Genomic DNA, 22296 nt, shown 5'->3' with positions numbered 1-22296 from the left:
AAAACTTGTTTAACATTATACATATAACAATATTAAGAAAGCATCCTGCTTCTTAATACGACCCTTATTTTTTGCAACTTTTAATTGCAATTTGCCACAACAAGTTAGGCTATTTTACGTAATTAATCAAGTCTTTTTCTGAGCATTACCACATTTTCCACGTGATGTGTGTGGGGAAACATATCTACGGGCTGAATTTTCTCAATTTGGTACAACGAATCGAACATTGCAAGGTCGCGTGCCTGCGTAGCAGGATTACAGCTAACATAAACAATTTTATTGGGCTCCATTTTTAAAATGGTGTCCACAACATCAGCGTGCATTCCGGCCCTTGGCGGATCGGTAATCACCACTTCCGGCGTGCCGTGTTCATTAATAAATGTTTCGTTAAGTACATCTTTCATATCGCCGGCAAAAAACGATGTATTTTCGATGTTATTCAGTTCCGAGTTTATTTTAGCATCCTCAATCGCCTCAGGAACATATTCAATACCAACCACCTTTTTCGCCTTTTTAGCCACAAAATTGGCGATCGTTCCGGTTCCGGTGTACAGGTCGTAAACTGTCTCATCTCCGGTTAGTTCGGCAAAGTCGCGGGCAACTTTATACAACTCGTAAGCCTGTTCAGAGTTGGTTTGATAAAAGCTTTTTGGGCCGATCTTAAATTTCAGGCCCTCCATTTCTTCCAGCACATAATCGCGCCCCGAAAACACTTCTATATCCTGATCGGTAATCGTATCGTTTCCTTTTGTATTAATTACATACATCAGCGAAGTAATTCCCGGAAACTCATTTTTTACCGCCTTTAACAACTGTTCGCGGGCCGGCTCATCCTCGTAAAAGAAACTTACAATTACCATTAACTCGCCTGTTGATGTAGTTCTGATTATCAGCGTTCTTAAAAATCCTTTTTGTTCGCGAATGTCAAAGAATGATAGTTTTTCTTTGATAGCATAATCGTAAATAAAGTTGCGAATTTGGTTCGACGGATCGTCCTGCAACCAGCATTTATCAATATTCACCACCTTATCAAACAAGCCGGGTACATGAAAACCAAGCGCATTCGGATCTTTTATTTCTTCATCGCGTTCAATTTCATCGTAACTCAACCAACGTTTGTTCGAGAAAGTGAATTCCATTTTATTTCTGTAGAAAGTGTTCTTCTCCGAACCAAGAATAGGCATCATTTCAGGCATTTCCACTTTCCCTATCCTTGAAAGCTGATCCTGAACCTGTTTTTGTTTGTAGTACAATTGTTTTTCGTAAGGAAGAATTTGCCATTTACATCCTCCGCAAACACCAAAATGCTCGCAGAAAGCTTCAGCGTGGTCTTCGCTGTATGCTTTAAATTCTTTAATAATGGCTTCCTGGTAACGTTTTCTTTTCTTTGTTACCTGTAAGTCTACAACGTCGCCGGGAATGGCTAGTTTGGTAAAAACAACTACGTCGCCAACTCGTGCAAGGGCTTTTCCTTCGGCACCAATATCTTCAATTCTTACATTCTCGTAAAACGGCTTATTTCTTTTTCTTCTTCCCACAGCTATCTAATTTTGCGCAAATATAATTCAATATTCATTACTGCATCATCTTTGTTTACAGTGTCATTTCCCAAATAAAAATAGATTTTCCCAATATGGGAAAACCAACCTTTTTTATATGCACAAAAGTGATTTTATGTTCGATAAGGCTTTTATGAATTAATCATTTCCTTATATTTGCTATTGATTTAATGGTTGGTTTTATTTTCAATAAGTAAAACTTAAAAGGGGAAAGCGACTTCTGTATTTATGATTGGTTTTGTGTTTAGGGGTTTGTAAATTATCAATCATCTTCAAAAAGCGTCCATAGAGCTTTCCCCTTCCTTTTTGCCCGGGAGGGCATTTTTTATGCCTAATTTTCACCTATTGCATCTGCTACTCTAACCATTTAAAAGTGGTTTGACTTTCATTGCGAGTCAATTCTACGCAGGGCTTCAGAACAACTCGAAATACTATTTACTATCTCCTCCGGCAGAATAAAGGTTATCATCTTTATAACATTTGTCATAATGATGCTCAATATCTTGATGCACCGACCAAATGTTATATAAATATTGTATACCTTGTCATTTTCACATCAACTAAAACTATGACGAATTCATGTTCGAGATATTATCTTTATGTGTTTTCAATAGACGTATTTCCAAAATAAAAAGCATATCATCAATGAGAAACAATCTAAAAACCAACTTTACAAAAGGACTTACAATCCTTTTTCTCCTTGCCTCCTTTGCCGGCTATTCACAGGAGAAGAAGCCCGTTTTATCAGGAAAAGAGCGTATTAAAATGTTCAGCAAGCAAAAGGAATTAGCTGAAACATCGCCTTACAAAGACAATCACTGGCAATACATTGGCCCTATAAACATTAGCGGAAGATGCACTGATGTTGAAGCGATTTCACCAAGAGGAAACCAATACACCATTTGGGTTGGATCGGCAACAGGCGGCGTTTGGAAATCGGTAAACGAGGGAACGACTTTTGAGCCCGTTTTTGACGAAATGCCAACAGCTTCGATTGGCGACATTGCCATCGATCCTCAAAACAAGGACGTGGTTTGGGTAGGAACCGGAGAAGCCAACATTTTCAGAAGCTCAAATGCAGGATGCGGAGTATTCAAAACTACCGACGGTGGAAAATCGTGGAAAGTGATGGGTTTGGAGAATACTCACACTATCGGAAGAATCAGAGTTCATCCTGAAAATTCGGATATCGTTTATGTGGCAGCAACCGGCCACGAATGGACACCAAATGAAGAGCGTGGTTTATACAAAACCACAGACGGAGGAGCAACATGGGATAAAATTCTTGAAATAGATGAAAACACCGGGGTTTTCGATATTGTGCTCGATCCTACCGATCCGGAGACGATTTACGCTACAAGTTGGGAAAGAATGCGTTTGAAATGGAACGATCCAAGAACATTCGAAAAAACAAGAAATTGCGGCATTTGGAAATCAACCGACGGAGGAGAAAACTGGAAACAAATCAACACAGGTTTGCCCGAAGCGAAAGATCGTGGCCGCATTGGAATTGATGTTTCACCAACCAATCCGAATGTTCTTTACGCTTTACTCGACAATTACGAAATTGCCTACCAGGCAAAAAAAGGAGAACTGGATTCGTACAACCGACAGAAACAAGACGTAATAAAAGGTGCCACCGTTTACAAATCGACCGACGCCGGCGAAACATGGCAACAAACCAGCGGTTTAACTCCTGAAACAAAAGTATATATGGAAAACCACTCGGGAACTTATGGTTGGGTTTTCGGACAAATCAGGGTTGACCCGAAAGATGAGAATACCATTTATACTTTAGGAATCTGGCTAAATAAATCGACTGACGGAGGAAAAACATTCACTCCTATTCGCGATCCACATGCCGACCATCACGGACTTTGGATCGATCCGAACAATCCGAATTACATTATTGATGCACAAGACGGAGGTATTTCCATTTCGTACGACGCAGGCGAAACGTGGAAACACCCGATTGAACCACTGCCACTGGCACAATTTTATAATGTAGCTTTCGATTACAGCACTCCATTTCGCGTTTTAGGATCGATACAGGATCATCACAGTTATTACGGAACAGTAGATCTTTCATACGGAAGAGACAGAGCCCGGCAAGTTGAATTTGAACATACATTGGGAGCCGAAGGAAGTACACACGTAATTGATCCGCGCGATAACAACACCGTTTACGCCAGTGTTTATTACGGAAATCTGGCCCGTGCCGAAGTGAATAGTTATCCTGCAAGCACCAAACAGGTACTTCCACCGAATTACCCCGATGAGCCGGCTTTACGCGGACAATGGGTTTCGCCAATAGTTATGTCAGCACACAACAACGACATTATTTATTTCGGGACCCAATACGTTATGAAATCAATCGACAAAGGAAGTACCTGGGAAAAAATCAGCCCCGACTTAACCTTTAACGATCCTGATAAATTTGGCGACATTAACTACCAGACAATTCAGGCCTTGGACGAATCGCCACTACTGGCTGGCCTGCTTTACGCAGGAACTGATGATGGCCGGATTTGGAGAACCAAAGACGGAGGTAAAAACTGGGATGAAATCAGAAGCGGAGCTGTGCCTCATCGCTGGGTATCCAGAATAATTGCATCGAAATACGAGTTGGGAACGGTTTACATGACACAAACCGGCAGACGCGATGACGACTTTCAGGTTTATGTATGGAAATCGACCGACTTTGGAGAAACATGGAAAGACATCTCGGGAGAAATTCCTGTGGGGCCGGTAAATGTTATTCGCGAAGATCCGTTCAATCCTGACGTTTTGTACCTCGGCACCGACGCATCAGTTTACATCAGCAAAAACAAAGGTGAAAGCTGGAATGTATTGGGCGACCTGCCATTTGCCTATGTGCACGACCTTCAAATTCACCCACGCGATAACATGCTTATTATTGCCACACATGGCCGCGGTGTTTTTGTTATGGATGCAAATCCAATCAACGAAAAAGAAAAGTTCACACGCCGCAGAAGATATGAACCTGAACCATAAAGTATAATTATCCAATATCATAAATAGCATTTTATCATGAAGGATTTCTTCAAATTACTAATTGTCCTTTTTCTTCTTGCCTCTCCAATTACAAAAGTTTTAGGACAGGACTCTTCTTCGAAAAAATATGATGCATTCCAATACCGAAATCTCGGTGCCTTCAGAATAAGCGCCTGGGTGGGTTCGCTGGCTGTTCCCGAAAACCCGGGAGAGAAACACAAATACACGTGGTATGTTGGCCCGCGAAGTGGCGGAATCTGGAAAACGGTGAACAACGGAACCACCTTTGAATGTGTTTCCAACTCGTTTGAAACCTCTTCCATTGGCGATTTTGCTGTTGCCCCTTCCGATCCCGAAGTTATTTGGGCAGGAACCGGCGAAGCTTTTAATGCACGCTCATCTTATTACGGAAATGGAATTTGGAAATCGACTGACGCCGGCGAGACCTGGAAAAATATGGGTTTACACGATTCGCATCACATTGCAAAAGTGGTAATCCATCCGAAAAATCCCGATATTGTTTGGGTGGCGTCAATGGGACACCTGTTTTCGAAAAACGAAGAAAGAGGAGTATTTAAAACTACCGACGGCGGAAAAAGCTGGGATAAAGTTTTGTATGTTGACGACGAAACCGGTGTTACAGATTTGGTGATCAATCCTTCGAATCCTGACATTTTATATGCTGCGACCTACGAGAAAACACGTACGGCATGGACTTACGAACCCGGTGGTGAGAAAAGCAGAATTTATAAATCAATCGACGGTGGTACAAGCTGGAAAATCCTTGAAGGCGGCTTACCAAACGGTCCGCTCGGACGAATTGGACTCGATATTCATCGCGCCAATCCAGATATAGTTGTCGCTGTTATTCAAAACCTGAATGTAAAACCAGGAATTGATCCAAATGCTGCAACAGAATTTGACGAATACACCGACCACTCGTTCGACAATTTGATTGGAGGTGAAGTTTACATTACAAAAAATGGCGGTGATAGCTGGGAACGGATTAACGATCCGGAGACAAACGATGTGAGTGGAAAAGCAGCATACAGTTTTAACAGAATCACCATCGATCCTGTTGATCCCGACAAAATATATGTAATCGGAGTAAATATGTTTTACACGCTCGACGGCGGCAAAACATGGCCTGAATACCGCGAACAGGAATTGTTTCAAACCAACTTTGGTGACAACCGCATTTTCTGGATCGATCCAAAAGACCCGCGTCACATGATGCTCGGATCTGACGGTGGGATTTATTCCACTTTCGATGGCGGTAAAACTATGAATCACTACTACCACCTGCCACTCGGCGAAGTTTATACGGTTGAAGCGGATAATGAAACGCCTTACAACATTTATATTGGCCTGCAAGATCATGAAACATGGAAAGCGCCATCGAATGGCTGGTCGGGGCAAATTACGCCGGCCGATTGGGTTATCACTGGCATGTGGGACGGTATGTACTCGAAAGTTGATCCGGAAAACAATAAAACGATCTATTCAACAACGCAGTTTGGCTCTCATATTAGAATTAACCAGGAAAAAGGCGAAAGAAAGTCAATTCTTCCGCAGCCAGAAGAAGGCGAACGCTATCGTTACACCTGGACCACCCCACTGGCGATTTCGCCGCACAACAGCGCAATAATTTACACCGGAGCACAAAAAGTATTACGATCTCTGGATCGCGGCGAAAACTGGGAAGAAATCAGTCCGGACTTGACCGACAATGATCCGGAAAAAATTCACGGCAAAGGACATATTCAATATTGCACTATCACCACTCTGGATGAATCTCCCCTAAAAGCAGGCGTAATCTGGGTGGGCACCGACGATGGCCATGTTCAGTTGACAACTGATTTTGGACACACCTGGACAGATCTGACTTCAAATCTTGAAAAAGCAGGAGCTCCTGCCAAAATGTGGGTCAGCAAAGTGTTTCCATCTAACCACGACGCGGGTACAACTTACATTTCGAAATGTGGTTTTACTGATGATATTTTTGACGCACACATTTATGTAACCTACGATTATGGAAAATCATGGAAGAAGATCACGAATGGACTGCCTGATGCTCCGGTTAATGTTATCATTGAAGATGCGAAAAATCCAAATCTTCTTTTTGCAGGAAATGATTTGGGCGTTTATGTCTCGACAGATAAAGGCGAAAACTGGTCGTCGTTTAACGCCAATATGCCCAATGTGGTTGTAAAAGACATGTTGATTCACCCGCGGGAAAACGACTTGATTGTTGGCACCTACGGCCGGGCGGCGTGGATCACCGATATCAGTCCGCTACAACAGCTTACTTCCGACGTTGAAAAGAAAGAGTTGCATTTATTCGACATTGAACCAAAACCTCAAATGAACTTCTCGCAGCAGGCAACCTGGGGAAATTATCAAATGACCGGAAGCAATCATCTAAACTCCCCCAACGAACCCAATGGTTTAGAAATTTGGTACCAGATTGGAGAAACATTGAAAGGGGAAACTAAAATTGAGATTAAAGACAAAACCGGGGAAGTGGTTTTCGAAAAAAGCTTACCACAAGAATCGGGAATCAGCAAAATATATTGGCCTACCTTCAGAGCTAATGAAGGAGAATACCAGGTTACCTTAAAAAATGGAAGTGTTTCTGAGACACTATTCGGAGTTGTTTTAAAAAGATGGCAATGGCCCGTTCTCAATTATTCAGGTAAAAACTAAATAAATCGGATACAGGAAATAATGAATCGGATGCTTGCATTTGCATTCTTATTTCCTGTTTCTTTTTAAACAAGTACTGGTTGAGATGCTTGTTTTAATTCAATTTAAAATTTTGGGAAACAAAAAAAGCTCCGAATTTCTTCGAAGCTTTTTAGTGGTGTGACTCAGCTGGGGGCAGAACCTCCTCCGTACTGAACTGATTACCAATATTTTAAAAACACATAAATCTTTAGGTCTCCAATGGGTCTCTCTCTGAATATTCGTTACTATCTCATTTTATATTTCACTTAAATATTAAAAATTAAATTACTGCCGCTCTTCCTGAGCTTAAATACTCCCTAATGGAAGATATATGAAGTAACTTCTCTTTCTTATCATCATCCAACTTTATTTCTCTATTCCCACTCATTAAAGATTCCAATGGAATACCCAGGTATCTGTTTAATAAGGTTATCATCTTCAGGGTTAGATTTCGTTTTCCATTTAATACTTCAGAAACTCTTGTTTTCCCTCCAAAAAGTGGAGCCACATCCATTTGTTTCAAGTTCATTTGCTCCATTCTGAACTTAATAGCTTCTATTGGCGATGGAGCGTCCATCTGATAATTTTCCAGCTCGTATTTCTCAACCAACAATGAAAGCAACTCCATTTCTTCACCTTCCGGGCTGTTTGGTTCAACTGCATCCTCTGAAGCATTAATAAGTGAATAAATTCTTTCACATGCTTTATTATATTCTTCCTCTGTTTTTAATATTTTAGTTTTCATAACTTACTGTTTTTGCATCAATTTTATCATATTCTTTATGTGTGCCAAACCACACAATAAAAACAATCTTGAGTTTATATTCAATATCCACAATCAACCTATAATCATTTCCTTTTATATTAAACACAACCCGCTTAGAACTTATAATGCTGGCGTTCCGATATTTTGCCTTTAGCCCATTTGCATTATCCCAAACAGAAAATTTAACCTCGTAAATCCATGCCTTCAAAGATTCTTCCGCACTTTTGTATTTACTTGATTTGCAATAATCCGTTAGAGTTCTTTCTTTAATAATTCTCATTATTGCAAAGATACAAAAAAAGTTACCCCATATGGTAACTTCCGATTATTTCTTTTTCTAAAATCCTATTTTGATTTTTTTAATACACGTACCATGATTAGTTTTTTCTGTTGTGCTAATATTAGTAAAACCTGCAAGATGACAATCTAACACACTCTATTATTTACACATATAAGCTTAGAAGAAATTAAAAATTGGAGGGTAACATTAGCTTATAATCAGAAATTCATGGAAAGAGAAGCTGATTTACTTTTCTTCTTTTTAGGCTTAGGAAGAACCGGTTTAGAATTCGAATCCTGATGATCCAGAATATAATCAACAGCCTTTTGAGCTAATCCAGAAGCCATTACGATAAACTTCTTATCGCTTTTCAGCTTCTTCAACCAGCCTTGAATATAAGCTGCACTGTTATCGATAGTGAAATTTTCAATGCCACAAATACCGCAGAGGTAAGCTGCTCCCATCTCGGCAACCATCTCTTCTTGAGAATATCCAGAGTCCGCGAAGTTCAGACTTGAGAACCGTTCGTGGCGATTTAGACGCTTGCGAGCTCCTGTTGCATGGCATAGTTCGTGGAAAATCGTACTGTAATACTCTTCATCCTTGAAAAATGTACGAGGATCAGGCATGTGAACTTCGTCCAAAGCTGGAATATAACAGGCCTTTTGCATTCCAGTTTTAATAACCGGAGAATCGTACCAAAATTCAATCAACTGCTCACATGAAGCAATCGGATCAAACTCGTGATCGTGAGCTGTATTCTCAGGAATCTTGTCAGGATCGAGGCCTTCCACATCGTCAACATGGAATACCCGGTAATAACGAAGCATAGGAATTTCTTTGGTTTCATCATCTTTTTCGTATTCCACCATTTTCCAGAATACAATCATAAATGATGAAGATCCTTTTTTGATCTTTCCACCAAGATTCTGAACCTGTTTGAAAGTAAGAAAATAAGGCCTCTCGAAACCAAAGCTAAGCAGGTACCAGAAATTAAATCCCCGGTAAGGCTTTTTGGAAACCAGGTTACGAGGAATGGCACTGGCAGTTTTCCAAGGCATGTGCCATGGTACTACACCTGCTTCAAGACGTTCTACAATCAAATTAGTTACTGTTTCATAAATATCAAATTTACTCATTGAATCCACCGCTGCCCTGCGGATTTATTTCAGCTTCTGGCACGCCATTAAATTTTGGCGCATGCCATTGAGCCGGATGGATTCTTGTCAATGGTGCATGTCTGTTTTTTGTGAAGTTAACGCAACAAAAAACTGAACGCACCCGAAGGGCGGCTGGCTAAAAATGAGGTATCTCAGCCGCCATTGACTTTCCCGGACGGTGAAATAACTTTGACAGGATTTAGTGGCAATATTCCACCTATTATTACTTTTTACAGTGATTCAATTATAAAAAATCGCTTACTTTAACCCCGATATCACCAATTAAGAAATAATGTTGTCTTCAAGTGAGAATCTTCATATCGTTGAAAGTCTAGGATTAATAATTGTTTCTCATAACAATTTACTCGATCAGCAAAGTGTTGAAAGAGTAATTAACAATTTAAAAAGTAATCCATTTTTTCAGAAGGAATATTCTATCTTAATTGATATTCGAAACGCAAGTACCGAGTTAAATTTTAAAGAAATTGAAGATCTTAGCCATATTGTATTTGATAATATTGATGATACGGGATTGAATAAATTTGCCATTCTTACTTCCGAATCATTGCTCAACAAAGCCGTACAGTATGTTAGGAGCTATAAACATTCTTCAAAGTACCAAGTCTTTTCGGCATTAGAACCAGCACTGTATTGGCTAAAAGTTCCACAGGAAAGGAAGTCTCAAATTGAATTAAAACTAGGCTATCTAAGTAGTTAAATAGATGAGAATTAAGAGGCTTACTCAATACTCAAAATCTCATCAACATAAATCATCACCGGCTCATACCCTTATCCCTATTCTTCACCTTATATTTCATAGTTGGTTCCTTTTTACGCCGGTTACTCCGCTCTATCAGCCGGTTCACATCCCTTGCCCATTGCGCCAACTGAAATTCGTCAATCATGGGCGAAGCAATTTGCTGCTCCTGTTCAGCACTTTGTGAAATATGAAATCGTGGCCTTTCTTCAAATTCAGAAAGCCGAATGGGATAACGAATCGGGCTTCCGTTTTCATCGGTAATAAAAACAACGTGTCCTCTTCCCGATTTCCGGACTTCCACATTAAAAAGCTCCAGAGATTTGTTGTAAAGTTGTTTAGTACTTATAGAATCAATCTGATTCAGCTGGTAAAACAAACTCTCCAGGTTTTGTTTCAGGTTTCTGCTTCCTGCAGAAAATTTCAGATTGGATTGAACCTGGCTTTGTTCTTTCGTCAGATCGTATTTTTGTTCCAGCGATTTGATAAACCGCTGCGTCTTCTGTTTCTCGTAATCATCCCTGATCTTTCGGAACGTTGTTTTGTCAATACGCGTGGAAACAATATGAAAGTGTGTCCGGTCCAAATCGGTGTGTTTATATACAAAGTAAGGTTGGTTACCATAGCCCAGGTGTTCCATCAGGTTTCCGATTTCGGTACGGATGCCAGTGTCTCCCAGTTTTACCAGATCTGTCACCGTCGGATTTACAGAAATATGCAGTCCTTTACATTTTACACGGGTATTCATATCCTCAATCTTTTTAAGGGTATTCAAGCGGTTCTGTTTGGTTCCGGCAAAAGGATTGATGGTTGGCGTATTGGCACTTTTATAAAATACAGCTTTCTTTTGTTCCACTTTCTTTTCATTGTAGGACAAAGCATTTTGTGTACTGGACGACTGATGGATTACGATAACCATAGCAAGGATTAGTTAAGTTGCTCTTGCAGAAAAGCAAGGCATTTCATCATCATCTGAAAAGCTTGTTTTAGCAATTGCCGGTCGTTATCGCCAACATTATAGCCGGAAAAAGAATTCATTTTTTTGGAAAGCTGGTTTAGGTTGACACCGATTTTATTGAGTTCAAAATCCAATTCCTGCAGTTGCTGACTGGTATTTTCATTCAACGAAATAACCTTCTTGTCCAATCGTCTGAAGATCCGGGATCGTACATAATCGCTCATACAGGGATAACCTTCGGATCGGGTCAAGGCCTTTATCCGAAGCTTTTCATCCCTGCTTACCCTTACGAGCAGCATCTGATCCCGTTTGTCTTTTTCAGTCGATTTTGTTGGCATTCGTAGCTACAATTATTGTTTTAGGGGGAGGGGAATCCTTGTCGGTTTTGGAAAAACCGTCCGGCCCCTGCCGGGCAAGATGACAAGGCATTTGTATATACAAATGCACATCTTGCATTCCCCTCCCCCGTAGTTATTCATTAGTGGATTCCGGGGTCATTTCAGGTCGTGGAATTACCCCATCTCCTGTTGTACGCCTTTGCTTTTTGCCAGCTTCTTATCCTGGGCTTTTTCCTGTTTGAATTCCGAAAAATTAATGGTTCGGTTCGCGGCATCCACCTGTAACGCAGCTCCAAATTGCTTTCCGTTTCTTCCGGTCATTTTATCGAGATAAACTTTTTCTCCCCTGGCCAGTTTTTGCTTTTGTTCGGCCGACAGTGTTGCTCCTTTGATCTTGTCCGGCACCTTGATGTTTTTTGTACGCAGTGGAATCAGCTCATTGGTTTTCGGATCGAGTGCCAGGTAATAACTGTCCTTTTTACCATTCTTGCCGGTGAGCTCGATGGTTTTCCCCAGGTTACGCTCCGCCACCAGTTTGTTCCGTTCTTCATCGGTAAATTTATGTCCCATGTATTTCTCGGGAATACTCAAACGCTGAATCGGATGTACTTTTACTTTGATGGTTCCGTCCTCCTCTTTTTTTAAGCGAAGTTTGGCTGGAATACGCTTCTGTTCATCATTAATGGTGGCATTAATGGTATAAAGTTTTTGAGAACGGAATCCGTTCAGAAAATCCTTGAGCTCATTCTCATCCATGCGATTCACAAAATCTTTGTTTACACCTACCTTTTCCAGTTTGTCAAAGGGGATTTCTTCTTTTTTAATACGGGTACTTTGTTCCATAATTAAATTTTTAAATGATTAATAAATTGGCTGTCTCTGGTGTTACCAGGTTTCATCCCGGAGTATTTCCATTATATCGTTGCAGATCTTGTTGCGGTTGTTTTCCAGCACCTTGCCAATATTGTCGAAACTGTAGATGTCCGGGATATCTTTAAATTGTTGCTCTTCCTTTTCGATGGCCTGGGTATCCACATCAATCAGGCAGTTAAAATTGCGCTGGCTCACCTGCTGACCAAAGTTATCGGCCACCTGCCCCACCATATATCCTTGCGGTAGTGTGGCAATCTTTCCTTCCGGTACCAGAAAATCCATCTGGGTTGTAAAGGTTGAAGTTTGGAGTTCCCGGTTAATATTGATGGTTTGACGTTCCTGCAGGATCTTCCCCATCCGGTTTTGTATAAATTTTGCTGTTTCGCCAATGGATTGCCCCGCAAAAACATTCCCGATATTGGTGAGCATGGCGTTGGCCTGCTCCTTTCCATAATCCCGGATCAACTGGTCAATAGTTTGTAGCCCTGCCAGTGTGGATATTCTGTTGCTGCGCGCTGTAGCTATCATAGTGTCCAGTCCCCGAAAATAAATCGTCGGAAGCTCATCAAAGATCAAGGATGACTTATGCTGCCCTTTCTGATTGATTACTTTCATCATCCGTGTGATAAACAGTGACAGTACGGCTCCATACATTTCAATGCGAAGGGGATTATTGGCCAGACATACGACTTTGGGATGTTTGAGATTATTGATGTCGAGTGAAAAATCATTGCCTGAACAGATCCAGTAAATTTCTTTACTGATAATCTTGGAGATGGCTATTTTAAGGCTTCCCAACTGACCTTCCAGCTGCTTGATCGCTCCTCGTTTATGTGCGTTCACGAATGGATTGACGATGTTTTCCACGTCCTTTTCCCTGGCCAGAATGGTAAACAGATCGTCGTAATCCAACTGAAGCAGCTCCATGGCATGAGGCAGGGTACAATATTCCCCTTTCTTATACTTTTTCAGAAACCAGATTACCGCTGCAAAAAAAGAAATGGCTGATTCGGCAAAAAACTCTCCCTGCTTGCGGATCCATTCGCGGTTCAGGTTATAGAGTATGGTTCGTGAAGATTCAAAAGCATCAATAGGGCTTTCCATCAGCTCCGGTGCCAGCGGATTGCAACGAAAGGATTTGCGGATGTTCTCAAAATTAATCACATAAAATCCGGCAGATTCCGGTAAGGCTTTTCCCTTTTTGGCTTTAAGAAAATAGTTATAGGTTACCTGCGACAGATCGGGATATTTAAAATCATACACGCACATGGCAAAGCCTTTCTCCAAATGTTGTTTGATAAAAGGAATCACTACGGAATAGGATTTTCCGGATCCCGGCGTACCGATGACAATGGTTCCCCGAAAAGGATTGACCACATTAATCCAGCCTTCGTATTGTTTGTTTTGGTATTGATAAAGAGTTTCCAGGTTGACAGAATACTCATTGCCCTCATAGGCCTGCTCCTGCGGAAAACTTTCATTTTCGAGGTTAAAGCGGTCTTTCATCAAATTCACATTGATCAGTTTGGAGATGTTGTCAAAACCGATGTTCAGCAGTACAAAGCCAAAGAAGGAAAGTAACAGATACATAAGTGGTGTTTTTAAAATCAGTAAACTTCCCCAATACATTGCCAGTCCGATCAAAATCTGAATCACGATACTGGAAACTTTCAGATCGCGGTCTTTTTTAGCTTTGGTTCCAATACAGGTTGTTACCAGAAAAACAAGGCACACCGTCTTTGCCAGCACTGTGTCTCCTAAAAAGCGGATGCGTAATAGCTTTTCGGTTATCGGAGAGAATTCAGGGATATACAATCCTTTCTCAATAAAAAAAGGAAGCTGACTGATATAAAGTGCCACAAAGAGCAGCAGGTAAGAAAAGAACCTGAAGCCCTCGTGCAGACGTTGTAATTCCCTGGATTCGTTTTGCATTTTTCCTGATTAGAATGAGTTGGCTTTTAGGATGGCTTTGTTTTTCACCTCCAACGTTAGTTTGCGTCCGGTGTTTCCCAATGCTTTTTCTAGAAGTTCGATCTTTAAGATGCGTTTATCGGGAACAATAAACTTGGGTAATACTACAACCTCCCGAAGTGTGGTTTTAGCAGGGATGCGCTCCCATTTGTAATGCCGGTACAATTCTTTCACCTGGTATTCCTGCGCATTAGTGGCTTTTACCTGCTTCCTGTCATCGATCCACCAGTGAATGGCCTCCATATCCAGAACGATATTAGTGGTGTTGGTGATTTCCAGCTCAAAGAATAGCAGGTCTTGTTTTAGATAAAGATTTCTCAAACGAAAAATAATACCGTCTTTTTTGCTTTTTGTCTGAATCGGTTTTTGCGTACAATCATTGAGAATCTGGCCACACAATTCTTTTAGCAGATATTCCGGTACCGGTCCTATATTTATATTTCCGGCAATCTGTCCGATAAAATCTTCCAGTTGATAAGAAATCTTATTCGCATCAGAATATTTTACAAACAAGGAATACGAGCGATTGGCACTCACTACCGTTATCGAGGATTCTCCCTCAAAATCATCCACAGCTTTTACCCGGACCATATTCGGTTGTTCGGGAACGACTTCCGCAATTAGTTTATCAGGATCTCCAACCTGTACATAGGTGATCTTCTCCTTTGCAATCAGGTGTGTTGTTTTGTTTTGGCAGATTTCTATTTGGTTCTGGGCATTTATTGCCAGTGAAAAGAAAAAATATACGATAATTAATAGTGACTGTTTCATGACGATTATTTTTGATTGATGATATAAACAAGTGTGTTTTTCTTGACGGTTACTTTTTTCAGGCGTACCCGTTTGAGCATGGTTTGGGCAGCCCGGTCGGCTGCACGGATTCCTGTATAGGTCAGCGGATTGTTTGTAACTCCCATCAGTGAAGAAGTATTGGTAGAAGCTCCCACCTCCTGGTAGACTTTGCGGGCAGCATTATCCGGCACATACACCCCTTCCAGTCCATCCAGATCACAGATCGTGAGTTTTACCGGGACAAAGATTTCCTGAACAGGCATTTGGGTGATTTCGATCAGAAGCCGTTCGTTTTTGATCTTGCAGATCCCGTATAGAAATGTGTTACGTGGTATTTTCTGAGCATTGATCCAGGTGTCTTCCAGCAGACGAAGTTTTACCCGGTTACCATTCAACACCGTTGCGGTTTCATAAATCTCTGCTTTGATCAGCTCTTGCTTCGGCGTCTCCTTTGGATTAAATCCGGATGACCTTTTCTTCTCCAGGGTAAAGGACCGGTTTTGTATGGCCTCGATCCGTTGCAAGCGTCCCTGCGCTTGTTGAAGCGTATATTCTAGAGAATCATTTCTTCGGTTAAGCACGATGTTTTCATCGATGATCTCATCCAGTTCTTCAATGCCTGTTGTTGGTTCTGTCGACGTAACTGATTTTGTTGTTTCAGCCTGTTTCTTAACTACAGGTTTAATAGGCTTATTCTGGTATTGGGGAGATGGTTTTTTCCCACTCTTTCGAACTTCCGGTTTTCCTTGCAGTTCCTGTTGCACCTGCTTTTCTTTATTTCGGATATGAGCAAGAATTTCATTCTGATTGGCATTTTCATCCAACATGGTGTTGTCCTGCTTCATTGTATCCTGATTACTGACTTCGTCCTGCTTCGTTGTATCATTTACGTCAACTTCAGGCACCTGTGCCAATTGTGATTCATCCTTCTGATAAGCTTCCATTTTATCATAGATTTCAATGGAATTATCGGCATCCGGCAGGTCATAGTTTATTCCTTTATTCGGTGACTGTGCAAGCTTCTTTTTTTCCTCTGAAGCTCCTCCTCCACCCAATACCCAGAAGATCAAAATCACAAAGGGCAATAATGCCAGAGGAAGGATAAACAGCGCTTTATTCTTTATCAAAATTTTTTTCATTGATGTACGATTTTAATTGGTTTTCAAATGAATCAACGGGCAGTTCAAAAGCAGAATGGCCACCGTTTGTTGGTGCATCGGTTAACGGTCCGGCTATTGGTGCTTCCACTTTCTGTGGTTTTACCTTTCCTGTCGGGAACCAGATAAAAGAGATGGCGAACAGGGCGAACAGAAAAGCAGTAATCAAAATCCATTTGCTTTTTCGTTTCAGAGGATCAAGGTTTTTGTCTTTATCGTCCAGATCGTTTACCCAGCGGGTAAAACGGCTGTGATCTTTCGGATTTGGAATGTTGTTTTGATTATTCATTGTTGAAGTTTTTAGAAAGATTTTCTGCGTATGCTTTCCAGGTCTTTGTTTTCATCGATCCGCCAGTTTTCCATCAGAAAGCCATGCGGATTATTGTCCGTACGGGAGATGTTTCTCAGGTAACCGGAGGTCTTTAAGCTGCGAATGGTGATGTTGGATTTACGAACGATCTTTTGTTTTCCGATAAACGTAAAGCGATAGGGATATGCTGAAAAATCCAGCCGAATGGAATCCGTCTGTAAGGTCATGCTGATATCAGAAGCGATCACCTGGTTATACAGGTTGTTCTCCTTAAAAGCCTGATATTGCTCCATCGCACTCCGGTCGGCCAGATACAATGCTTCGCGAACATTGTTTTCGATGTAGGTTTTATCGGGTTCCAGGGTAAAAAACAGTTCATGGAATCGTTTTACATGATCCCGGGCTTCGGCATCACGGTTCTCACTGATATCTTCGCGAAGGGCTACCAATAGCGATTTACCGTTATCCAGCACATAGATTTTTTCTTTGGAAAGCTCCACCAGTTGTACAGATTCATAAAAAATGTAACTGCTTACACCGATCAGCGAGAAGCTGATTAAAACCAGCACGTAAACGATAAAGCGGAACTTACGTTGTATATCAAATTGTTTATGCATTTTTTAATATTGATTAATGTTTTCCTGTTTGTTTCCTGCCGTGATTGAAACTCAAATGTCCCTCATTAAATATCACAGGCATTGCCTGCTACTTCATGGCACCTTTGGTAATAGCCATCACCGCTGCTGTTCGCACCAGTCTGCCTCCACCGGAATTGGTTCCTGAAGCATGGATGATCCATGATGAGATCTTGGGTACCATGGCCATTCCGATGATTCCGCAAACGGGAACAATCAGGTTGGAAACAAAAAACAGTTTGGGCTCATAAATCAGCATGGCGTTGATCTGGGCAATTTCCATTTCCAGTACAAAGATCAGGATCTCCTGCACGATAGAAAGGATCAGCAAAGCAATGGGCAAATAAAGGTTGACATTGATAAACCTGGCAATCCATTGCAGGTAGTTGTCCTGAAAACCATCAAAAATGGACAGGGCAAATACCAGCGGTCCAAAGATCACCAGTAACACGCAAAACACCGTTCGCAAAAAAGCAATCAGGTAAACCAGCACTTCAAAAAAGGATTCCAGCAGTTGCCGGGTGGCATCCATGATATAAAAGTTGATTTGGTTTTGAATCGCCCTTCCGCTAAATATGTTGTAAGTGGTCAGGATCAGGTTCACCCCTTTGTCCCAGAGATCGGCTTCCTTCTCTTCGTTCTCATAAAACAGGGGAAGATCAGTGCTTAGAATAGCCTGCTGTTTGTCCTCCAGCCGCTCTTTTACAATGTGCTTTTTATCGGCATAAACGGCTTCCGATAAATGGGTCAATCCTTTTGTGGGTGCCAGTAGCATATTCACAAAAGGTCCCCAAAAGGTGATCACCAGCACCAGCGCAAAAGGTCGTAGCAATGGAAGAATAGATACCGGATTATCTGCGATCAGTTGCTCATAAATCCGTTTAGAGATGTAAAAGAAAGCTGCGATCCCGCCAATGGCTCGTGCCATATCTACCAGTATACGGGCATGGTTAACACCGGAGTCCACCAGTGTATCGGTAAAAGCAAAAAAATCATTGGTTGTCAGTACTTGTAATAGCATACTTTTTTGTTAATCGGTTAATATTTATTTGCTCAAAAAAGAATAGCTCAGCGGCTGGCTGTTGTAGCTGTTAAAAAAGAGCAGTTTGCCGTGGGTATAATCCAGCTCTCCCAGCAGGTTCCACATCTCCCTGCTGATGCTGGTAAAAGCATCCAGTTTGCTTCCATGTTCGGTCTGAAACAGGTTGACCATTATAAACTGCATTAATAGCTGATCAGCTTCCTCCTCATAGATTGAGTGAATTTCTGCTGAGTTCTTAAGGCTTCCCAGCTTATTCACTTTTTGATAGAGTTTGAGAAACTGTGCTGCCAGCTTGTAGATATCACTCAGTTCGTCCGAGCGGGCATCAAATAATTTATCACTTATCTGTTGGGTAAAGTCCGTATTGACTTTTATTCCTTCTGTTTCTTCCTGCCTGCCTTTCATCTGGCTGCGTTCGATGGCCTTGGCGACAATTCGTAAAAGACCTGTTTTGAGCTCTCCCGCAATTTCTCCTCCATCGGTAACCGGAAGTGCTCCTACTTCCACATAATAATGCGTTGGCCAGGTACGTACAAAAACATGAGGTATAGGTATCAACCAGCCGGTAAAGGCAATAAAAGTCAGCGGATAAGTTCCTTCCATTTCAGGATAGTAACCGTGCCAGGGTTTAATCTCAATCAGCTGTGCTTTTGACTGTTCTGCTGCCGCAAAAAGCAATAGAACCATCATAAGCAGTATTGTTATTCGTTTCATTGTGTCTAAGTTGATTAGTGATACAGACTGTAATACATGGCAAAACCTTCCAGGTCGCCGCTGTCATAGCTTTTCAGGTAGGAAGCATACATCAATTTGTTGTGCAGGTAGCAGATGGTTCCGTAGTGTTGTTTTACACTCAGGTAGATTCCGTTAATGGCATCGTAGCGCTGTTTATCATCCATCATAAACAGGTTGTCTTTAACGATGATATTTAAAATCGATGTGACCAATGCTTTACTATCATCCAGAATCAGGTCAAAACTCTGCACAATGGCAGCCGCCTGTTGGGTGGTAAAATTTCCGTCCTGTACTAATAGAGGCACTTTGTCGGTATAGATAGCGATGATCTGCTGCAGGATATCTTTGGTCTCCTTTATACGTTTGTAGTCTTTGATCAGCAGGGAAACTTTCTCCAGGCTTTCCAGCATTTTCTGATCGATGCCTAATATTTCTCCGGTAAGTCCTTTGATATCACCGTTCAGGGCTTTGATCAGCACATTGTACAGGTTGATTTTGGAAAGGATTCCTTCTTCCTGTGTCCAGAGGGCTTCGCGTTGTATTCCGGCTCCGACATCCGTTACCGGAGTCTGAGCTTTGCTTGTACTTGCAGCTACTGCAAGAATGACAATTAAAATGAAGACGATTAGATTTTTCATGTTCTTTTTGTTTTTATGGTTTTACATTTGTTTTAAGATCTCAAGAATAGATTGGTCTGCAATCAGTTGTTCCAGCACTTGTTCCTTTTCGGTTTGTTCGGTGGTGTAACAATAGTATTCAGCCCGGCTAACTTCCAGGGCAAATACACGGGAATATTCTCCAAGCGAGATAAATACCTCCTTAAATTTTCGGTTGGATGGAAGATTTTTATTGATCGACAGGATTTGTTCTTTTTGAAAAGCATTTAATCCCAGGAAGCGGCTGATCTCATCGAACTTGTTTTTGAACTTGCCCATGTCCAGCAAAATCCTTGTATCGGCATTGTTGATAATAGCATCACGGATTATGGGTGATGAGATCACATCATCCACTTCCTGTGTTACAACCATGGCTTCACCAAAAAATTTTCGGATGGTTTTGAAAAAATACTTCAGGTAATCGGCCATTTGTGGCGTGGCAATGGCTTTCCAGGCTTCTTCCAGACAGATCACTTTTCGCGTGCGTTTCAGCTTTCGCATCTTCTGCAGGAAAATATCCATGATAATCAGCGTGGCCACCGGAAAAATTACCGGATGGTCTTTGATGGCATCCAGTTCAAAAACAAGAAATGGGCACGAGAAAAACTCATCGGTTTGCATGGGCTTATTCAGCAGGTAATCGTATTCTCCTCCCTTGTAGTATTTACTGAGGATAAAGAAAAATTCGTTGCTGTTAAACTCTATGGATTCTTCCCTGGCAAGCCGTGGAATGATGTCCTTGCAAAACTCGTAGTAATCGTTAAACGAACGTTTCTTTTTACGTTTTGTCTCAAAATAGCGGTTAACCGAAAAAGCAATTACATCCTTTTCCATTTCGGTAAGCTGTTCTTTGTAGATAGTGTAAATAACCGACAGAATGGTTTGCCGGCGTTCCAGGTCCGGGGTTCCATCCACCACAAAAGGATTAAAGGAAATGGGATTCGTCTCTGAGAACTCAATCATTTTCGCCCCGCCTTTTTCCTTTAGTCGTTCATCAAGGTAGCGGGTCAGGATCTCATAGCTACGCCCCACATCCAGCAATACAACATGGCAGTTTTTACTTTCGGCATACTGCCGCAGCAGGTGATTGGTAAAAAAGGATTTTCCGGATCCCGATCCGCCGATAATGATTTTGTTGCGGTTATGGATCAGGTGCTTTTTCATGGGCTCGTCCGACAGGTCAATTTTTACCGGGCAGCCTTCCATCCGATCCGACAGGTGAATAGTAAATGTTGAACCAGAGTTCTTGACCGCGCCTTCAAAATTGGTCAGGCAGCAGGCTTGCGGCACCTGGGTCAAAAACAGTTCTGTTTCGGGCAGCTGAGTACTGAAGGGCAATCCGGCAAAAAACAAAAACGGCAGATCAAAAGTATGCTGGTAAGGGAAACAGTTCATCAGGGAAAAAGCCGTGGCCGCTTCACTTTTGATTTTCTTCAAATTTGAGATCGAAGTATCAAGTAGTGTCACATTAAAGTGGGTTTTAACGATCTTCTCTCCCGAGGTTTGCACGGTGTCCAGAAAATTTTCAATTAAACTGGCATTGACCTTGTTCTCCGAGGAAAATTTTGACAGGCTGTAGATCTTTTTGTAATCGCCTTCCAGTCCTGCTTTTACTTCCTGTTGTCCCGGCACATAGATAAACTGGTTGGTAATATGTGAATACGGCAGGTGCCAGCTCAGCGGATACACCAGCGACACGGGCAGCCCGGTGCGGGGATGGCCGCTTGTGGGGCGTACTTCTGATGGCAAGTGCGAATGGTCACTCAAACTGAGAATCTCCACAAAGCGGTCCATCACCCGTAACCTGTCCCGGAAATCAATTCCTCCCAACAGAGGCTGTCCTTCAATGAAATTCAAAGTCAGATAGCGCTCAATCAGGCCAATTTCAGATTCTGTCCCCATGGCTTGTTCTCTGGTTATCAGTATACTTTCTATTCCTGCCTGACGGAAGATCGAGGCCAGGTTGGTCTGCAGTTCCCGGATCTTTTCCTGTAGCCGGGCTTCTTCCAGCCGTGCTTTGCGTGAAAAAATCAGCGAAGAGCCCAGGTAGTTTTTTAAGAGGCCGGTATTCAACAAACTCACATAGAGGTAGCATTCATGTTTCAGGTAGCTTCTTCCCTGAAAATGATCAAGATAGTTTCCCGTTAAGCTTTGTTGGTTCTTTAATGCCGTATCGTGATTTGCGGAAAAATCTTCGGGGAAAAAGAAGTCCTGCTTGTGAAGCAGGGTATTTTCCGGTAGGATGTTTACTACCCGCTGAAAGGTATCGTGAAGCATGTATAATTTTTCCGTGCTGCAAGACAACAACTCCGGTAAAAATAGTCGCAGTCCGAATCCCATATCCAGGTTATTGGAGATCAGGATATCTCCGTCAAATCCCAGTACAGGCAGACTGATTTGTATTGGTTTTACTCTCATGTTACTACTGATAAATGCGTTGTTTGATGGTGATAAACTCAGGGAGCTGGCGGGCAATCCGCTTCTTATGCCAGCCCCGGTGCCCGTAGTCTCTCTGGATACGGTTGAGCCGGTATAACCAGGCAAAAAAAGCAGGTACACAAACGA

At 41.8% G+C, this 22296-nt stretch carries 20 protein-coding genes; 3 read left to right on the top strand and 17 right to left on the bottom strand.

What is annotated here, in order from left to right:
- Positions 1 to 122: 122 nt before the first annotated feature.
- Positions 123 to 1538 (bottom strand): 23S rRNA (uracil(1939)-C(5))-methyltransferase RlmD, encoded by a 1416-nt coding sequence (gene rlmD / locus QZ576_RS11275; protein WP_297097155.1) that lies wholly within the window; start codon positions 1536 to 1538, stop codon positions 123 to 125.
- Positions 1539 to 2204: 666 nt separating this feature from the next.
- Here rlmD and QZ576_RS11270 point away from each other — a divergent pair.
- Both QZ576_RS11270 and QZ576_RS11265 read left to right on the top strand, forming a co-directional pair.
- A complete protein-coding gene (locus QZ576_RS11270) occupies positions 2205 to 4574 on the top strand; it encodes a hypothetical protein (RefSeq protein WP_297097153.1) in 2370 nt (789 codons plus the stop codon).
- Positions 4575 to 4610: 36 nt separating this feature from the next.
- Positions 4611 to 7280: a hypothetical protein gene (locus QZ576_RS11265; RefSeq protein ID WP_297097151.1), complete on the top strand. Its 2670-nt coding sequence runs from the start codon at positions 4611 to 4613 to the stop codon at positions 7278 to 7280.
- A gap of 301 nt (positions 7281 to 7581) precedes the next feature.
- Here the strand turns inward: QZ576_RS11265 and QZ576_RS11260 are convergent, their stop codons facing one another.
- The 3 genes from QZ576_RS11260 to QZ576_RS11250 all read right to left on the bottom strand — a co-directional run bounded on the left by QZ576_RS11260 (position 7582) and on the right by QZ576_RS11250 (position 9486).
- Positions 7582 to 8046 (bottom strand): helix-turn-helix domain-containing protein, encoded by a 465-nt coding sequence (locus QZ576_RS11260; protein WP_297097149.1) that lies wholly within the window; start codon positions 8044 to 8046, stop codon positions 7582 to 7584.
- Positions 8036 to 8347, bottom strand: coding sequence for a type II toxin-antitoxin system HigB family toxin (locus QZ576_RS11255; RefSeq protein ID WP_297097147.1), 312 nt, complete (start codon positions 8345 to 8347; stop codon positions 8036 to 8038). The genes QZ576_RS11260 and QZ576_RS11255 overlap by 11 nt, the downstream gene beginning before the upstream one ends.
- A 218-nt stretch (positions 8348 to 8565) precedes the next feature.
- Positions 8566 to 9486: a zincin-like metallopeptidase domain-containing protein gene (locus tag QZ576_RS11250; RefSeq protein ID WP_297097145.1), complete on the bottom strand. Its 921-nt coding sequence runs from the start codon at positions 9484 to 9486 to the stop codon at positions 8566 to 8568.
- A 313-nt stretch (positions 9487 to 9799) separates the two neighbouring features.
- On the opposite strand from QZ576_RS11250, the gene QZ576_RS11245 reads away from it, so the two are divergent.
- Positions 9800 to 10225: a hypothetical protein gene (locus tag QZ576_RS11245; RefSeq protein ID WP_297097143.1), complete on the top strand. Its 426-nt coding sequence runs from the start codon at positions 9800 to 9802 to the stop codon at positions 10223 to 10225.
- Between the two features lie 55 nt (positions 10226 to 10280).
- Here the strand turns inward: QZ576_RS11245 and QZ576_RS11240 are convergent, their stop codons facing one another.
- The 13 genes from QZ576_RS11240 to QZ576_RS22555 form a co-directional block, all read right to left on the bottom strand.
- Entirely contained in the window at positions 10281 to 11183 is a 903-nt protein-coding gene (locus QZ576_RS11240; protein ID WP_297097142.1) for a relaxase/mobilization nuclease domain-containing protein, read from the bottom strand.
- An 8-nt stretch (positions 11184 to 11191) separates the two neighbouring features.
- The gene (gene mobC, locus QZ576_RS11235) at positions 11192 to 11560 is read right to left on the bottom strand and encodes a plasmid mobilization relaxosome protein MobC (RefSeq protein ID WP_297097140.1); all 369 of its coding nucleotides are present in this window, start codon (positions 11558 to 11560) and stop codon (positions 11192 to 11194) included.
- A gap of 174 nt (positions 11561 to 11734) precedes the next feature.
- Positions 11735 to 12403 carry a DUF3945 domain-containing protein gene (locus QZ576_RS11230; RefSeq protein WP_297097137.1) on the bottom strand — a complete coding sequence of 223 codons (669 nt, stop codon included), beginning with the start codon at positions 12401 to 12403 and terminating at the stop codon, positions 11735 to 11737.
- Positions 12404 to 12445: 42 nt separating this feature from the next.
- Positions 12446 to 14365, bottom strand: a complete 1920-nt coding sequence (locus tag QZ576_RS11225; protein ID WP_297097135.1) for a type IV secretory system conjugative DNA transfer family protein — start codon at positions 14363 to 14365, stop codon at positions 12446 to 12448.
- Positions 14366 to 14374: 9 nt separating this feature from the next.
- A complete protein-coding gene (locus QZ576_RS11220; protein WP_297097133.1) occupies positions 14375 to 15175 on the bottom strand; it encodes a DUF4138 domain-containing protein in 801 nt (266 codons plus the stop codon).
- A 5-nt stretch (positions 15176 to 15180) separates the two neighbouring features.
- Positions 15181 to 16335, bottom strand: a complete 1155-nt coding sequence (gene traM / locus QZ576_RS11215) for a conjugative transposon protein TraM (RefSeq protein WP_297097131.1) — start codon at positions 16333 to 16335, stop codon at positions 15181 to 15183.
- The gene (locus QZ576_RS11210; RefSeq protein WP_297097130.1) at positions 16310 to 16642 is read right to left on the bottom strand and encodes a hypothetical protein; all 333 of its coding nucleotides are present in this window, start codon (positions 16640 to 16642) and stop codon (positions 16310 to 16312) included. The genes traM and QZ576_RS11210 overlap by 26 nt, the downstream gene beginning before the upstream one ends.
- 11 nt (positions 16643 to 16653) lie before the next feature.
- Positions 16654 to 17280 carry a conjugative transposon protein TraK gene (gene traK, locus QZ576_RS11205; protein ID WP_297097128.1) on the bottom strand — a complete coding sequence of 209 codons (627 nt, stop codon included), beginning with the start codon at positions 17278 to 17280 and terminating at the stop codon, positions 16654 to 16656.
- A gap of 88 nt (positions 17281 to 17368) precedes the next feature.
- Complete coding sequence (locus tag QZ576_RS11200; RefSeq protein WP_297097126.1) at positions 17369 to 18319, bottom strand: hypothetical protein; 951 nt, start codon at positions 18317 to 18319, stop codon at positions 17369 to 17371.
- Between the two features lie 24 nt (positions 18320 to 18343).
- The gene (locus tag QZ576_RS11195; protein ID WP_297097124.1) at positions 18344 to 19054 is read right to left on the bottom strand and encodes a hypothetical protein; all 711 of its coding nucleotides are present in this window, start codon (positions 19052 to 19054) and stop codon (positions 18344 to 18346) included.
- A 14-nt stretch (positions 19055 to 19068) separates the two neighbouring features.
- Positions 19069 to 19713 carry a hypothetical protein gene (locus QZ576_RS11190; RefSeq protein WP_297097122.1) on the bottom strand — a complete coding sequence of 215 codons (645 nt, stop codon included), beginning with the start codon at positions 19711 to 19713 and terminating at the stop codon, positions 19069 to 19071.
- A gap of 21 nt (positions 19714 to 19734) precedes the next feature.
- Complete coding sequence (locus QZ576_RS11185) at positions 19735 to 22149, bottom strand: TraG family conjugative transposon ATPase (RefSeq protein ID WP_297097120.1); 2415 nt, start codon at positions 22147 to 22149, stop codon at positions 19735 to 19737.
- A gap of 4 nt (positions 22150 to 22153) precedes the next feature.
- Positions 22154 to 22296: DUF4133 domain-containing protein (locus QZ576_RS22555; RefSeq protein WP_367270487.1), on the bottom strand; the 143-nt coding region annotated here is incomplete at its 5' end.

It is taken from the genome of uncultured Draconibacterium sp., from assembly GCF_913060805.1.
Taxonomy (GTDB): domain Bacteria; phylum Bacteroidota; class Bacteroidia; order Bacteroidales; family Prolixibacteraceae; genus Draconibacterium.
Note: the sequence above shows the minus strand (reverse complement) of the source record. Positions and strands in the feature narration are given on the sequence as shown.

What these genes read in the sequence shown, in the direction of transcription:
- QZ576_RS11210 (WP_297097130.1), bottom strand. Translation starts at nt 16,642, where the DNA reads ATGAATAATCAAAACAACATTCCAAATCCGAAAGATCACAGCCGTTTT.
- QZ576_RS11195 (WP_297097124.1), bottom strand. Translation starts at nt 19,054, where the DNA reads ATGAAACGAATAACAATACTGCTTATGATGGTTCTATTGCTTTTTGCG.
- traM (WP_297097131.1), bottom strand. Translation starts at nt 16,335, where the DNA reads ATGAAAAAAATTTTGATAAAGAATAAAGCGCTGTTTATCCTTCCTCTG.
- QZ576_RS11260 (WP_297097149.1), bottom strand. Translation starts at nt 8,046, where the DNA reads ATGAAAACTAAAATATTAAAAACAGAGGAAGAATATAATAAAGCATGT.
- QZ576_RS11225 (WP_297097135.1), bottom strand. Translation starts at nt 14,365, where the DNA reads ATGCAAAACGAATCCAGGGAATTACAACGTCTGCACGAGGGCTTCAGG.
- QZ576_RS11245 (WP_297097143.1), top strand. Translation starts at nt 9,800, where the DNA reads ATGTTGTCTTCAAGTGAGAATCTTCATATCGTTGAAAGTCTAGGATTA.
- QZ576_RS11190 (WP_297097122.1), bottom strand. Translation starts at nt 19,713, where the DNA reads ATGAAAAATCTAATCGTCTTCATTTTAATTGTCATTCTTGCAGTAGCT.
- QZ576_RS11240 (WP_297097142.1), bottom strand. Translation starts at nt 11,183, where the DNA reads ATGGTTATCGTAATCCATCAGTCGTCCAGTACACAAAATGCTTTGTCC.
- QZ576_RS11250 (WP_297097145.1), bottom strand. Translation starts at nt 9,486, where the DNA reads ATGAGTAAATTTGATATTTATGAAACAGTAACTAATTTGATTGTAGAA.
- QZ576_RS11230 (WP_297097137.1), bottom strand. Translation starts at nt 12,403, where the DNA reads ATGGAACAAAGTACCCGTATTAAAAAAGAAGAAATCCCCTTTGACAAA.
- QZ576_RS11265 (WP_297097151.1), top strand. Translation starts at nt 4,611, where the DNA reads ATGAAGGATTTCTTCAAATTACTAATTGTCCTTTTTCTTCTTGCCTCT.
- mobC (WP_297097140.1), bottom strand. Translation starts at nt 11,560, where the DNA reads ATGCCAACAAAATCGACTGAAAAAGACAAACGGGATCAGATGCTGCTC.
- traK (WP_297097128.1), bottom strand. Translation starts at nt 17,280, where the DNA reads ATGCATAAACAATTTGATATACAACGTAAGTTCCGCTTTATCGTTTAC.
- QZ576_RS11185 (WP_297097120.1), bottom strand. Translation starts at nt 22,149, where the DNA reads ATGAGAGTAAAACCAATACAAATCAGTCTGCCTGTACTGGGATTTGAC.
- QZ576_RS11270 (WP_297097153.1), top strand. Translation starts at nt 2,205, where the DNA reads ATGAGAAACAATCTAAAAACCAACTTTACAAAAGGACTTACAATCCTT.
- QZ576_RS11200 (WP_297097126.1), bottom strand. Translation starts at nt 18,319, where the DNA reads ATGCTATTACAAGTACTGACAACCAATGATTTTTTTGCTTTTACCGAT.
- QZ576_RS11255 (WP_297097147.1), bottom strand. Translation starts at nt 8,347, where the DNA reads ATGAGAATTATTAAAGAAAGAACTCTAACGGATTATTGCAAATCAAGT.
- QZ576_RS11220 (WP_297097133.1), bottom strand. Translation starts at nt 15,175, where the DNA reads ATGAAACAGTCACTATTAATTATCGTATATTTTTTCTTTTCACTGGCA.